Here is a 14,270-nt window from a genome sequence, read left to right as displayed (position 1 = left end):
TCAACATGAGCAACCCATCTACTGGAAATGGGATGCGAACATTTACCGTCGTTGTGATGGCAATTTTCGCCTTAGTTCTATTGATTGGTGGTATCTGGCTGGCAGTCCTTGGCGGTTCTTGGTACTACATTATCGCCGGCCTGTTAATGCTGGCTTCAGCAATATACTTAAGAAAAATTCAAAACAGTTCTTTATACATTTATGCAGCGTTGATGCTGGGTACAGTGATTTGGGGACTTTGGGAGGCAGGTTCTGACTTTTGGGCACTTGCACCGCGTTTTGATATTTTAGGCTTATTGGGCCTTTGGTTACTGATTCCTGCCGTGACACGCGGTATGGAAAATGGCAAAACTGCGAAAATTACATTATCAGGCACACTGGTGATTGCGATTATCGTGATGATCTATTCAATTTTTAATGATCCGCAAGAAATTCACGGTGAAATTAAAAATGCACAACCTCAAACAGCTAAAGCGATTGAGGGTATTGCTCCTGAAGATTGGCCTGCCTATGGTCGTACACAAGGTGGTGTACGTTATTCTCCACTCACCCAAATCAATAGCGACAACGTTAAAGATTTAGAAGTAGCGTGGACTTTCCGTACAGGTGAGTTACCAACAGAAAATGACTCAGGTGAAACCACAAACCAAGTCACTCCGATTAAAGTCGGCAATGACATGTTTATGTGTACAACTCACCAACGTTTAATTGCACTTGATCCTGCGACAGGTAAACAAAAATGGGCATTCGATCCTAAACTTAAAGCGGACAATACCTATCAACATTTAACATGTCGTGGTGTGTCTTATTTTGACGCAGCAAATACCACTCAGTTTGCAAAAAGCTTAGAGAACAAACGCTCGACTTCAACTGAATGTCCGCGCAAAGTGATCTTGCCTGTAAATGATGGTCGTTTGGTTGCAGTCAATGCTGACACAGGTAAAGCATGTAGTGATTTTGGTCATAACGGCGAAGTCGATCTACAAAAAGATATGCCTTATCCGTATCCGGGCGGTTATATCCCAACTTCACCTCCAGTGGTTACTGGCACAACCATTGTGATTGGCGGTTCAACTACCGATAACTTCTCGACTAAAGAGCCATCTGGTGTCATCCGTGGTTATGATGTCAATACCGGTGAATTATTGTGGATCTTTGATACAGGGGCGGAAGATCCAAATGCCATGCCAGACGAAGGTCAAAAATACTCTGTAGCCTCACCGAATGCATGGGCACCTTTAGCATATGACGAAAAACTTGACATCGTTTATGTGCCAACAGGTGTAGGCACACCAGACATTTTTGGTGGTCACCGTACGCCATTAGATGAACGCTATGCAAACTCAATGTTGGCATTAAATGCATCAACAGGTAAATTAATTTGGAATTTCCAAACCACGCATCATGATTTGTGGGATATGGATGTACCATCACAACCTTCATTGGCAGATATCAAAGATAAATCAGGTAATACTGTTCCTGCGATCTATGTCTTAACCAAAACAGGTAATGCATTCGTCCTTGACCGTCGTACCGGTAAAGCGATTGTGCCAATCACTGAAAAAGCGGTTCCACAAACTGTAAAACGTGGTCCACAAACTAAAGGTGAGCATTATTCTGCAACTCAACCATTCTCTGATTTTGATTTAGCACCAAAAGATAAATTGACTGATAAACAAATGTGGGGTGCCACTATGTTTGACCAGTTGATGTGTCGTGTGTATTTCAAATCATTAAACTACGACGGTATTTATACACCACCTTCTGAAAATGGCACATTGGTATTCCCAGGTAACCTTGGGGTATTCGAATGGGGTGGTATGTCGGTGAACCAAGACCGTCAAGTTGCTGTGATGAATCCAATTGGCTTGCCATTTGTCACTAAGTTGATTCCTACCGATCCAAACCGTGAACAAACTGCGAAAGGTGCGGGTACTGAACAAGGCGTGCAACCGATGTATGGCGTACCTTATGGTGTGGAAATCAAAGCCTTCTTGTCACCACTTGGCTTACCTTGTAAACAACCTTCATGGGGCTTTACTGCGGGTGTAGATTTAAATACACATGAAGTGGTCTGGAAAAAACGTATTGGTACAATTCGTGACAGTTTACCGAAATTGTTCCAATTACCTGCTGTGAAAATTGGTGTACCGGGTCTTGGTGGATCAATCTCGACTGCTGGTAATGTCATGTTTGTAGGCGCAACACAAGATAACTATATCCGTGCAATCAATGTAACGAATGGTGATACTTTGTGGGAAGGTCGTCTACCAGCAGGTGGTCAAGCGACTCCAATGACTTATGAAGCAAATGGTAAACAATATGTTGTGATCATGGCTGGTGGTCATGGTTCATTTGGTACAAAACTTGGTGATTACCTTGTTGCGTATGCTTTACCAGATAAAAAATAAGTGATTTTACATCGCTAAATAAAAAGCCCGATTTATCGGGCTTTTTATTGGCTTAAATTCTTTATGTAAATTTATGCTAAGTAATGGAGAAATAATTCAATATATTAATAAATAAAAAGTAAATGACCGGAATCCGCTATATCAGTGAAATTGCGACAGTCTTATCAATAAAATCGCTATTAAATATGTAAAAAACGCATTTTCTTGATAGATAAAATCTCGTTATGCTGTGCATTGTTATAATAGAAATTACTAGCTGTACGCCATGTATTTATATACTGATTTTGACCAGCAACTGGTTAATGAACGTGTTGCACAGTTCCGTGATCAAACGGAACGTTATTTAGCAGGTAAATTGACGGAAGATGAATACCGTCCACTGCGTCTTCAAAACGGCCTTTATGTACAACGTTATGCACCGATGCTACGTATTGCAGTACCTTATGGCCTGATGAATTCTAAACAATTACGTAAAATTGCGTCATTGGCTCAGGACTATGACCGTGGTTATGCGCACGTATCTACTCGTCAAAACATTCAGTTTAACTGGCCTGCACTAGAAAATGTGCCTGATATGTTACAAGAGCTCGCATCTGTTCAAATGCATGCGATTCAAACTTCGGGTAACTGTATTCGTAACACAACCACTGACCAATATGCAGGTGTGGTTGCAGGTGAAATTGCTGACCCACGCCCAACGTGTGAATTGATTCGTCAATGGTCAACTTTCCACCCAGAATTTGCTTTCTTGCCACGTAAGTTCAAGATTGCAGTTTCAGCACTGGAAGAAACTGATCGTGCGGCAACGTCTTTCCATGATATCGGTGTATATATCGTGAAAAATGAAGCAGGCGAGATTGGCTATAAAATCAAAGTGGGTGGTGGTTTAGGCCGTACCCCAGTGATTGGTAGCTTTATTCGTGACTTCTTGCCACGTGAAGATTTGATTGCTTATTTAGAAGCGGTACTTCGTGTATACAACTTACACGGTCGTCGTGATAACAAATATAAAGCGCGTATCAAAATTTTGGTGAAAGCATTAACACCAGAAGTATTTGCAGAGAAAGTGGAAGCTGAATTTGCACATACCATCAAAACGTTAAAAATTGATGCTGATACCTTGGCGAAAATGGATGAGAACTTCACACCATTTGATTACCAAGATTATGCGGATGAAGATTTTGCAGAGCAATTTGCAGCAGAGCCGAAATTTAAACAATGGTTCAACATCAACACCAATGCACATAAAGTCAAAGGTTATCGCATCGTTACGATTTCTTTGAAACGTGCAGGTATTGCACCGGGTGATATGACCGTTGAAGAAATGAACCTGATTGCTGACTTGGCTGACAAATATACCTTTGGTGAGTTCCGTACCACACATGAGCAAAACATTGCGCTTGTAGATGTACCGCAAAAAGATTTGTTTGATCTATGGAAAATCCTTGATCAACATAATCTTGCACGTGCGCATATTGGGTTCTTAACCGATATCATTTGCTGCCCAGGTGGTGATTTCTGTTCATTGGCAAATGCGAAATCGATTCCAATTTCTGAAGCCATTACACGTCGTTTTGATGACTTAGATACCATTTACAATTTAGGTAAATTGGATCTGAACATCTCTGGTTGTATGAATGCGTGTGGTCACCACCATGTCGGTAATATCGGTATTTTAGGTGTAGATAAAAAGGGTGCTGAGTTCTATCAAATCACTTTGGGTGGTAATGCCGACCATGATGCATCAATTGGTGACATCTTAGGCCCATCATTTGCAGCCGAAGTTGTACCAGACATCATTGAAGAAATCTTAAATACTTATCTAGACCTTCGTGCAGAAGGCGAAGAGTTTATTGATACTTACCGCCGTGTTGGCATCCAACCATTTAAGGAGCGTGCATATGCTTAATACAGCACTACAAGTCCTCTCTAAAGATGGCTCGATTGCAGACAATACTTACCAAGTCATTGGTGAAGATGGTGTGTTGCCACAAGGTGACGTGGTTTTAACAGTTGAGCAGTTAGATCAACTTGCGAATGTGTCTGGAAAAAAAGCACTTTTCGTAACGGTAGATGCTTCACCTGAAACCAATGAATTCCCGCTTGATCAGTTAGATGCAATCTTTATCGAGTTTGCTGGTTTTAACGATGGTCGTGGCTATTCATTTGCTGCGTTGTTACGTCGCCAAGGTTTTCAAGGCGAGCTACGTGCAACAGGTGATGTATTCAAAGATGTGTTGAACTACATGAAGCGTTCAGGTTTCGATACTTTTGTAGTGAAAGAAGGTAAAGATATTGCTGAAGCTGCTGCTGGCTTAGGTGATTTTACCAATCCATATCAAGCTTCAACTGCAGTGCCGCAAGCGCATTATCAAACTGGTGCTTAAGTGCCATGATTGATTAAAAAAGCCTCCGTTCGGAGGCTTTTTTATTGATCGAAATACTTTTAATGAGTGATTATTCATTTTTAAGCTGGCAATTGACCATCCATTTAATGCCAAACTGATCGGTAAATGCGCCATAGAGTGCACCCCAAAAGGTCTTTTCGAGAGGCATTTCTATAGAGCCACTTTTGGACAATGCATCAAACAATCGTTTGGCTTCAGCTTGTTCACTGCTTTCTAAATTAATCGAAATATAGTGATTGCTGCCTAAGGTAAAGGGTTGATTGGATTGCGCACAGAATTGTTCGTTGACATCTGAGGCCATCAGCACGGTAAATTCATTGATCGGTAGGGAAATATGCATAATCTTTTGCTGATCTGCATCGGATAGTGAAATGCCTTCCTCAGCAGGCATATCACCATAACGCATCACATTGAGGAACTCTCCACCAAATACAGAACGATAAAAATTAAAGGCTGCCTCGGTATTGCCTTGAAAATTCAAGTAGTGATTGAGCTGCATAAAGGTCATCCATTTTTATTATGTCGACATTTATTTTAAGAGCCTTGGCTGAGTTGTATGTGAACAATTTATGTCTAAAATGTAAGCATAAAAAATCCCTCTTACAGAGGGATTTTCAGTCTCCCTCCTTTATTAAAGGAGGGGGTAGGGGAGGATTAAAGAATATTCCCTCTAAATCGCCCTTTGTGAAGGGAGTCAGCAGAGGATTAAAGCAATTCAATCGCCACAGCAGTCGCTTCACCACCGCCAATACACAGCGCTGCAATACCACGTTTACCGCCTGTACGTTTTAATGCATGGATCAGCGTTAAGATAATGCGTGAACCTGTAGAACCAACAGGATGTCCAAGCGCACAAGCACCCCCGTTGATATTTACTTTTTCAGCATCTAATTTAAATTCATCAATAGGGCACATCGTGACCATGGCAAAAGCTTCATTAATTTCCCATAAATCGACATCAGCAACATTCCAACCCGATTTATCTAGAACTTTTTGAATTGCGCCTACAGGTGCAATAGTAAATTCTGAAGGATGCTGTGAATTTGATGCATAAGCCACAATTTTTGCGAGCGGATTTAAACCTTTTGCTGAAGCTTGATCTGCTGATGTTAAAACTAAAGCAGATGCGCCATCAGAAATAGAACTGGCATTGGCAGCGGTAATCGTTCCATCTTTAGCAAAAGCAGGGCGCAGCGTTGGAATTTTTTCGATATTGGCGTTAAAAGGCTGTTCATCTTTATCGATAATCACATCGCCTTTACGACTCGAAACAGTGACAGGCACGATTTCGTCAGCAAAATAACCCTCAGTAATTGCAGTTTGAGCACGTTTAAGCGAGCGAATGGCGAAGTCATCCATTTGTTCACGTGTATAGCCTTTTGTATTTGCCATATCTTGCGCAAAAGAACCCATGAGTCGGCCCGTTTCTGCATCTTCTAAACCATCTAAGAACATATGATCTTTAACGTCACCGTGGCCCATACGGTAGCCAGCTCGTGCTTTGGTTAAAACATAAGGGGCATTGGTCATTGACTCCATACCACCTGCAACCACGACTTGAGCCGAACCTGCCTTAATCATATCTGCCGCTTGCATCACGGCCTTCATACCTGAACCACACAGCTTGTTGATGGTTACGGCACCAGTTGAATCTGGAAGACCGGCTTTACGCATCGCTTGACGGGCAGGACCTTGTTTCAGACCAGCCGGAAGCACACAGCCCATAATGACTTCTTCAACATCTGTCGGTTGTATACCCGCGCGTTCGATGGCTGCTTTAATCGTAACTGCGCCTAATTCTGGTGCAGTGACAGCGGCTAAACTCCCTTGAAAACCACCCATTGCTGTACGGGCACCATTCACGATGACGATATCAGTCATTACATATCTCCATTTTCTTATACATTAATTTTTGAATACGTCAGCAGTATAAGTAAAATTGAACAGGAATAAAGCAAATTTAAAAGGCTGTTTTGGACTCGCCGGTTCTCAAATTAGCAACTGGCTGGGTTTTCAAATCGGATATGTCCCATTCGACTTAAGACCGCTCGGATCGGTTGAAGTCTTGATTTCGAACAGTAGTAGAAACTACCATTTGAACCATTGGGTAAACCGGAGCTAGCCTGAAAGGTTAGGCTCGGAATGTGTAAAGTCCCACGCCAAGACAGATCGCCATATTTTAAGTTGAGTTTATCTTGCAGCAATATTTTTTCATTTGCATCGACTTGACGGTTTTTATTACTGTCAATAAATATGATCAGTCCACTGTTCCAGTTGTTAGGTTGGCAAAGTTTAAAGTCAAGACTAGGACAAATCACAATATTGGAGTGATAAATTGTGGCCTGAGCCCGTGCGAATGCATTGTGATTTTGAATAGTCGATTTGATGTTATTCGCTTCTCGCTGCGCCATTAAATTGTTGAAATGTGGTAAAGCTATCGTCACGATAATGACCATAATCGCGATTGAGACCAAAAGTTCAAATAGAGTAAAGCCGGTTTCTTTATTGTAAGGCATTGATTTAATCCAAAATTTAATATTGTTTTTATATGTTTAATGTTATATGTGTTTTTAATGGCGATATTAATTTTGAGTATAGAATTTTATTACTCAATTTTAGATAAAGCTGTTAAAATGAAAATAGCAAGTGACAATAGGCGATTCACTGCTCAAAATTGAGTAAAAATTTACCGAATTACAACGGAAATTGTAAGTAATTTTGTCAATAATTTACTTGATTAGATTAATCAAGCACTTGGAAAAAGAATAAAGTGTTTGTATGATTCAGCGTGAATAGCTTAAAAAAAAAACTGGGGTATAAGAAAGCCTATCTCAGGATAGCCAATTTTTCGGCTTGAGCTTGAACAACAATTGTTATCTCTGGAGGATAAATCCATGAAAATGAGTCGTATTGCATTAGCAATGCTCGTAGCTGCTCCTTTAGCAGCTGCAAACGCAGGCGTAACTGTTACTCCATTAATGCTTGGTTACACTTTCCAAGATTCTCAACACAACAACAGCCGCGGTAACTTAACTGAAAGTCCTGAGCTACAAGACGACTTGTTTGTTGGTGCAGCACTTGGTGTTGAATTAACTCCATGGTTAGGTTTCGAAGCTGAATATAACCAAGTTAAAGGTGATGTTGATCCGCTTGACAGCGAATACAAACAAACTCAAATCAATGGTAACTTCTATGCTACTTCTGATTTGATCACTAAAAACTATGACAGCAAAGTTAAGCCATATGTATTGTTGGGTGCTGGTCACTACAAATACAAATTTGACGAAGCTGCTGCTCGTGGTTTAGGTGCTGACCGTGGTACTACTGAAGAAGGTACTTTGGGTAATGCTGGTCTAGGTGCTTTCTGGCGCTTAAACGATGCTTTATCTCTACGTACTGAAGCTCGTGCTACTTACAACATCGATGAAGATTTCTGGAACTACACAGCTTTAGCTGGTCTTAACGTAGTTCTTGGCGGTCACTTGAAACCTGCTGCTCCTGTAGTTGAAGTTGCTCCTGTAGCTCCAGTTGCTCCAGTTGCTCCAGCTCCTCAAGAGTTGACTGAAGATCTTAACATGGAACTTCGTGTGTTCTTTGATACAAACAAATCAAACATCAAAGATCAATACAAACCTGAAATCGCTAAAGTAGCTGAAAAATTAGGCGAATACCCTAATGCTACAGCTAAAATCGAAGGTCACACAGACAACACTGGTCCACGTGCTCTAAACGAACGTTTATCACTAGCTCGTGCTAACTCTGTTAAATCTTCACTTGTTAACGAATACAACGTTGACCCAGCTCGTTTATCTACTCAAGGTTTCGCGTGGGATCAACCGATCGCTGACAACAACACTAAAGAAGGCCGTGCTATGAACCGTCGCGTATTCGCTACGATTTCTGGTAGCCGTACTGTAGTGGCTCAACCTGGTCAAGCTCAATAATTTGAGTTTAACTTCGGTTAGAAAAAAGCGGCTCTTTTGAGTCGCTTTTTTTTTAAATTTGCAAAAGGGACTTAAATTTGGCTAACAGGCACTAACTAAAATGCGTTATTAACTTTTGAATGTAAAAGGATTTATCTATTCATGTGGCAATTAAGCATGTAAAAATTCAAATTATTTGTATATTAATTAATCATTTATTTACCTAAGAGCTTTAATTGAACATACACAGATTGTATTTATTTTTTTATAAAAGCAATAAAAAACAATTATTTACATTTGTATTATCTACAATTTATAAAAAATGAATATTTATATTTTTCATTAAAAAAGTATAATCATCGGGATTTATAATGCAGTTAAGAATTATTATAAATATAATAATGATTCTTATTCAAATAAATTAAGCGTTCAACAATGATCAATTTTCCAAAAACTCATTTAGTCCGTGCGATTTCAATCGCGATCTTAGGGGTGGGTACATCTGCAGTAGTAAATGCAGCAGAGCGAACCGTGCTTGAAACAATTGAAGTTGAAGTGCCAGCCGAAAAGCAGCTTGCAAATGGAAAATTGAAAGCGCAGACAGACCTTGGTGCACTGGGAAATAAAAAAATTGTTGATACGCCATTTAGCGTGACGGCATATAGCGAAAAACTGATTGAAGAACAGCAAGCGATCACCGTGGGTGAAGTGCTGAGAAATGATGCGAGTATCCGTATTACAACTAACCAAGGTCATTTAAACGAAAACTTTAATATTCGTGGCTTTGACATCAATCATGATGATATTGCATTGAATGGTATGTATGGTATGGCACCTTATGGGCGTGTACCAACTGAATTTTTAGATTCGGTTACTGTATTGAAAGGCCCGAATGCCCTGGTTGCCGGTATGTCGCCTGCTGGTGGGGTCGGTGGTGTGGTCATTTCTAAAACAAAGCGTGCTGATAAAGAAAAAACTCAAGTTTCAGCTTCAATGGAAGAAGGTGGTTTTTACCAATCAGGTTTTGACGTTTCGCGACGTTTTGGTGCTGAAAAAGAATTTGGTCTACGTGTGAATGGTGCTTATGGTCAAGGTGAGCACATTATTGAAGGCATGGAAGATAAACATGCATCAGGTGCAATTGCTGCAGACTATACAACGGATAAGTTAAAACTTAATTTTGATGCCTATGCGGTACGTGATGATCGTAATGGTGGGTCACCTGCAATGGTCGCGTTCGGCGTGAAAGACGCACATGGTCATATCTATAATGGCGTACTTGATGCGCCTAAAGGCGATACCAATTATTTTAGTAATTTAGAAGGTCATACAGATAGTGAGTTTGTAGGATTAAGTGGTGAATATGCATTTACACCTGATTTAAATGTGTATGCAGGTGTAGGGCATATTGAAAAGGCCTATAGCGGACACATTTTTGGTACGCGTCTTATCGTAGGGCAAGCTGATGGTCATGCTACTTCACAGTACTATCGTACAGGGTCATCTGAGTCGATTACATCAGCCAATACAGGTTTCCAATATAAGTTTAATACAGGTGCTGTAAAACATGCCTTAAATGTAAGAGCTGACTACTTGACCAAAGAAACAGATCAGCATGTGAAAGCGACGCAAGAGAATATTGAGTCAACCAATTTATATGATCCTAACACCACTATCGGTATGCCTTCAGCTTATCCTGTGGTTCAACCAAACTTAGACAATAAATATGTCAGCTATACGGTGTCTGATCAGATTTCGATGTTAAATGATAAATTGCAGCTGATTGTTGGTGCACGCTATCAGGATATCGATACCAAGAATTTACAAAGAAAGACTGGCTATCAAGATGATAAAATTTCGCCAAGCTTAGGTGTCGTGGTTAAACCTTTTGGTGAGAATCTTTCTATTTATGCAAACTATGTAGAGGGACTTTCTGAAGGGGTAACGGTGAATAACGTTGCAGATGCCAACAATAATGTCACCTTTGCGCCATTCCAAACCAAACAATATGAATTGGGTGCAAAATATCAAGCAGGTTCTTGGTTAAATACATTTGCCCTTTATCAAATTGAAAAACCATCGACCATGGTATCTTCATATTCTGATGGTCAACCCAATAGTACAATCAATCAAATTACCACAGATGATGCAGAAACACGTTCACGTGGCGTGGAATGGGCATTTTCAGGAGAGATTTATACAGGTCTAAATCTGATGGGTAGTTTGGCTTATATCGATGCTGAATATACCAAAGCAGCGGTGAAAAATGGTGTAACTAATCAAGGTAATTCGGTATATGGTATTCCTGACTTTACCGCAACGCTTGGCTTAGATTATGCAGTACCGTATGTGGATGGTTTGAATGTGAATGCGCGTGCAAACTATGTGAGTGAACAGTACTTAAATGAAACCAATGCACTTAAACTACCAGACTATACAATCTTAGATTTAGGTGCGCGTTATAAAACCAATTTGGGTGGTGTAAATACTACATTCTTAGCCAATGTTAATAACGTGACTGATGAGAAATATTGGGAAGGTACATTCAACTCAGGTTATGCCTTAGTGGGTGGTCCACGTACCTATAAAGTTGGTGTGACTTTTGATTTCTAAGTTAGATTAGTTTTTTTAATATAAAAAGCCACCTATTCAAGGTGGCTTTTTTGTTGATGAGTGATTCACGGAATATATTGCTTCACCACACCGTCATCGAGGAGTTGTTGGAAATGCTCAACCACACTGTTTTGAATATCACGGTATTCGATCCCTAATTCTTTCTTGCTCTTATCTGCATTAAAGTAAATTGGGTAGCCCATATTGAGTTCAACAAATTTACGAGGGAAGCCGGCAAGAGGGCCAAATGCCTTAAAGGCAAACTTCGGTAAGGTATTGCGTGGAAAAGGAAATTTATTACCAAAATGCGAGCGTAATATTTTCCCCATTTCTAATAAACTTAAAGTACCACCGCTAATGATAAAACGACCTGATGCTTTAGGGTTTAATGCTGCTTGTACGTGCGCTTCGGCGACATCACGGACATCGACAATTCCATTCCACATTGGTGGAACACCGGCCAAAGTCATACCATTGGCAAACTGCTGTAAAACCTCAACACTGCCAGACTGAGTCAATGCTGTTAATGAAGGGCCCATCACTAAGGCTGGATTTACGCAAACCAAATCCCAGCGTTGCTGTGCTTTTTGCATATCCCATGCTTTGCGCTCAGCCATCACTTTTGAATATGGATAAGGCTGATGAGTTTCTGAACTGGAGGTATTCCAATGCGATTCATCAAATTCATTATGCTCGGTCTGTAGAATATCAATGGCATCACCATAGGTTGATGCGATGCTTGAAGTCACGACAACACGTTGTACAGATTCTGTTATATTGACACTGTTGAGTACATTTTCAGTGCCTAAAATAGCCGGCTCAATAATGTCTTTTATTGCGTCTTTATAGTTGGTCACTACAAAAGGGGATGCCATGTGGATCACAATGTCACAACCTTGCATGGCTGAATCAAATGCACCCTCATCTAATAAATTGGCTTGGAACAGTTTTAAAGTGCCAGTTGTATCAGTTGCAATTTTTTCGAGATGTGCAAATCCTGATGTTTTATTTAGATCACGAACTGTGGCATGTACCGTGTGCCCTAATTCGAGTAAATTTTTGATGACCCAACTGGCAATATAGCCTGTCGCGCCTGTGACGAGTATCTGTCTTGTTGTCTTGCTATTCATATTCTTCAACTTTAATTGACGCATTTTTTTATCATATTGAGAATATTTGGTTTTGTCTTTGATTGATTTGAAAAAATATATGTTGATGATTGGGTTTAATACGCTCTAAATTCAGCAGAAAATGCATGTGAATGCTGTAAAAGTACTTTTTTATTGATTTAAAAAACGCGAGGATGAGATGAATGTTGGATAGATGTATATTCTTATGATTATGGATGCAAAATCTCATAAATAGATGGACAAAGAGTCGTATCTAACTTGTGTCCTTTAATTTAAAGCCTAGATATTAGGTCTAGGCTTCTTCATTTCGTATAAGAGATTTTATGTTAAATAGATGCAGCTTTTGAAAATTTTAATTTTGAATCAGAGATTTCACTTTAAATATGATAAAACCAAAGAATAAAGAAGATTTTGATTGGTATGTAATAAGTGAATTTTTCAGGTGATGTAGAGATTTTTGTATCCTGTCTTGGAACTAAAGAGTCAAGTTCAGATATTTTGAAAGCAGTTATTCTTGTTGCAAGTGAGTTTGACTCATTAGAGACTAATTTCGGTGGAGAAAAGCTATTCTATTGGCAATTTTTAAGAGAGGGGTTACGTTCAGGTTTAATGAACATCAAATACTAGATACCATTTTTATCTAAGTCAAAGAGAATGAAGAATATTACTTATACCCGTTTTTAGAAGATCTGATTATAGGTATTAATCATAAAAGTACGAAGCAATCTGTAGCCAATCTATTTGGCCCCCCCCCCGAAAGAGAAGGTGACAGTTGGCTTAAATACAGAATATTTGATAACTATTTACATTTTGAATTTGATGATTCATTAGAGTTAAAACAAGTCACAATAGGCAAATGTTGAGACTATTATATTAATTTTTATGTATTTTTTAAAATTTAAGACCTAGACCAGTGCCTAGGTTTTTTCTGTTATTCACCAATTAAAATGTCTATGCGATAAACCATTTAAAATGTCCTGTTTTTAACTACAAGAGTCAAGCACAGGATTTAAATTTCTTTGTTCAATAACAACTTTCTGAGCTTTACGACTCGGCATACTTTTCTTGAGACGGGAACGTTTATTCTGTTTCTCCAATTCCTCATGTTGCTGCTGGATATGGGCCAGGACCGAACCTAATCTTTTATTCTCAACCACATCATTCTGCTGTAGTCCAGCCAGTTTATTGAAGACGCTATAGTTGATCTTCCGTCCTTCATGCATGATTGCCACAGTACCATCCGGGTACTCCAGAAATGAAATGTATTGCCCAACAAGCTTATGATTCAGCTCTGTCGGTTCAAGCATATAAATACACTTGTCATAGGTCAGGGTCAGATTCTTGGTGACCTTACGCGGTTCCTGCCAGGTAAAAATATCATCCAGTTCAAGATCAGATTCGCTTAATGGCCGATGCAGGTTCTTTGAGTTTCGCGCACATTTGGTGAACTTCTGATTGAACTGCTCAATAAAGCAGGGTAACCATATATTGGCCTCTGCAATCGAACCGATGCCTTCCAGGCGCATCTCCTTGATCAGACGGTCCTGAAGGGTTCTGTTGGCACGTTCCACACGACCTTTGGCTTGGGGTGAGTTGGCAAAGATAATATCGATGTTCAAATTATTCAGAATCCGCCCAAATTGCGTAATCTGGCTGTCTTGCCTGGATTTCTGATTAACTCTGAAAACCGAATGCTTGTCACTATAAAAGGCTAGAGGTTTGCCGTATTGTTCAATGTAGGCTCGGGTTGAAAGCATGTAGTCAAAGGTCGTTTCAGCCTCACAA

At 39.9% G+C, this 14,270-nt stretch carries 11 protein-coding genes; 6 read left to right on the top strand and 5 right to left on the bottom strand.

Annotated features, from left to right (window positions below):
- Positions 1 to 5: 5 nt before the first annotated feature.
- The 3 genes from AC25JC_RS15550 to AC25JC_RS15540 all read left to right on the top strand — a co-directional run bounded on the left by AC25JC_RS15550 (position 6) and on the right by AC25JC_RS15540 (position 4,798).
- Positions 6 to 2,411, top strand: a complete 2,406-nt coding sequence (locus AC25JC_RS15550) for a glucose/quinate/shikimate family membrane-bound PQQ-dependent dehydrogenase (protein WP_486924380.1) — start codon at positions 6 to 8, stop codon at positions 2,409 to 2,411.
- 265 nt (positions 2,412 to 2,676) lie between these two features.
- The gene (locus tag AC25JC_RS15545) at positions 2,677 to 4,320 is read left to right on the top strand and encodes a nitrite/sulfite reductase (protein ID WP_078194255.1); all 1,644 of its coding nucleotides are present in this window, start codon (positions 2,677 to 2,679) and stop codon (positions 4,318 to 4,320) included.
- Positions 4,313 to 4,798 (top strand): DUF934 domain-containing protein, encoded by a 486-nt coding sequence (locus AC25JC_RS15540; protein WP_168379542.1) that lies wholly within the window; start codon positions 4,313 to 4,315, stop codon positions 4,796 to 4,798. Before AC25JC_RS15545 ends, AC25JC_RS15540 begins: the two co-directional genes overlap by 8 nt.
- A gap of 70 nt (positions 4,799 to 4,868) precedes the next feature.
- On the opposite strand, the gene AC25JC_RS15535 is transcribed toward AC25JC_RS15540, so the two are convergent.
- The 3 genes from AC25JC_RS15535 to AC25JC_RS15525 all read right to left on the bottom strand — a co-directional run bounded on the left by AC25JC_RS15535 (position 4,869) and on the right by AC25JC_RS15525 (position 7,335).
- Complete coding sequence (locus AC25JC_RS15535; protein WP_180063849.1) at positions 4,869 to 5,318, bottom strand: VOC family protein; 450 nt, start codon at positions 5,316 to 5,318, stop codon at positions 4,869 to 4,871.
- 206 nt (positions 5,319 to 5,524) lie between these two features.
- Complete coding sequence (locus AC25JC_RS15530; protein ID WP_180133919.1) at positions 5,525 to 6,700, bottom strand: thiolase family protein; 1,176 nt, start codon at positions 6,698 to 6,700, stop codon at positions 5,525 to 5,527.
- Between the two features lie 113 nt (positions 6,701 to 6,813).
- Positions 6,814 to 7,335 carry a GspH/FimT family pseudopilin gene (locus AC25JC_RS15525; protein ID WP_486924379.1) on the bottom strand — a complete coding sequence of 174 codons (522 nt, stop codon included), beginning with the start codon at positions 7,333 to 7,335 and terminating at the stop codon, positions 6,814 to 6,816.
- A gap of 378 nt (positions 7,336 to 7,713) precedes the next feature.
- Here AC25JC_RS15525 and omp38 point away from each other — a divergent pair, with 378 nt between their 5' ends.
- The gene (gene omp38, locus AC25JC_RS15520) at positions 7,714 to 8,763 is read left to right on the top strand and encodes an outer membrane protein Omp38 (protein ID WP_486924378.1); all 1,050 of its coding nucleotides are present in this window, start codon (positions 7,714 to 7,716) and stop codon (positions 8,761 to 8,763) included.
- Positions 8,764 to 9,177: 414 nt separating this feature from the next.
- Entirely contained in the window at positions 9,178 to 11,355 is a 2,178-nt protein-coding gene (locus AC25JC_RS15515; RefSeq protein WP_486924377.1) for a TonB-dependent receptor, read from the top strand.
- Between the two features lie 65 nt (positions 11,356 to 11,420).
- Here the strand turns inward: AC25JC_RS15515 and AC25JC_RS15510 are convergent, their stop codons facing one another.
- Positions 11,421 to 12,509: an SDR family oxidoreductase gene (locus AC25JC_RS15510; protein ID WP_486924376.1), complete on the bottom strand. Its 1,089-nt coding sequence runs from the start codon at positions 12,507 to 12,509 to the stop codon at positions 11,421 to 11,423.
- A gap of 405 nt (positions 12,510 to 12,914) precedes the next feature.
- Between AC25JC_RS15510 and AC25JC_RS15505 the strand changes: the two genes are divergently transcribed.
- Positions 12,915 to 13,112: a hypothetical protein gene (locus tag AC25JC_RS15505; RefSeq protein WP_257228798.1), complete on the top strand. Its 198-nt coding sequence runs from the start codon at positions 12,915 to 12,917 to the stop codon at positions 13,110 to 13,112.
- A 356-nt stretch (positions 13,113 to 13,468) separates the two neighbouring features.
- On the opposite strand, the gene AC25JC_RS15500 is transcribed toward AC25JC_RS15505, so the two are convergent.
- Positions 13,469 to 14,270, bottom strand: an 802-nt coding sequence (locus AC25JC_RS15500) for an ISNCY family transposase (protein WP_486924375.1), incomplete at its 5' end; no start/stop codon positions are given.

This window comes from Acinetobacter sp. P37, from assembly GCF_057480965.1.
The sequence above is the reverse complement of the archived record's forward strand: the minus strand, read 5'-3'. Positions and strand labels throughout refer to the sequence as shown.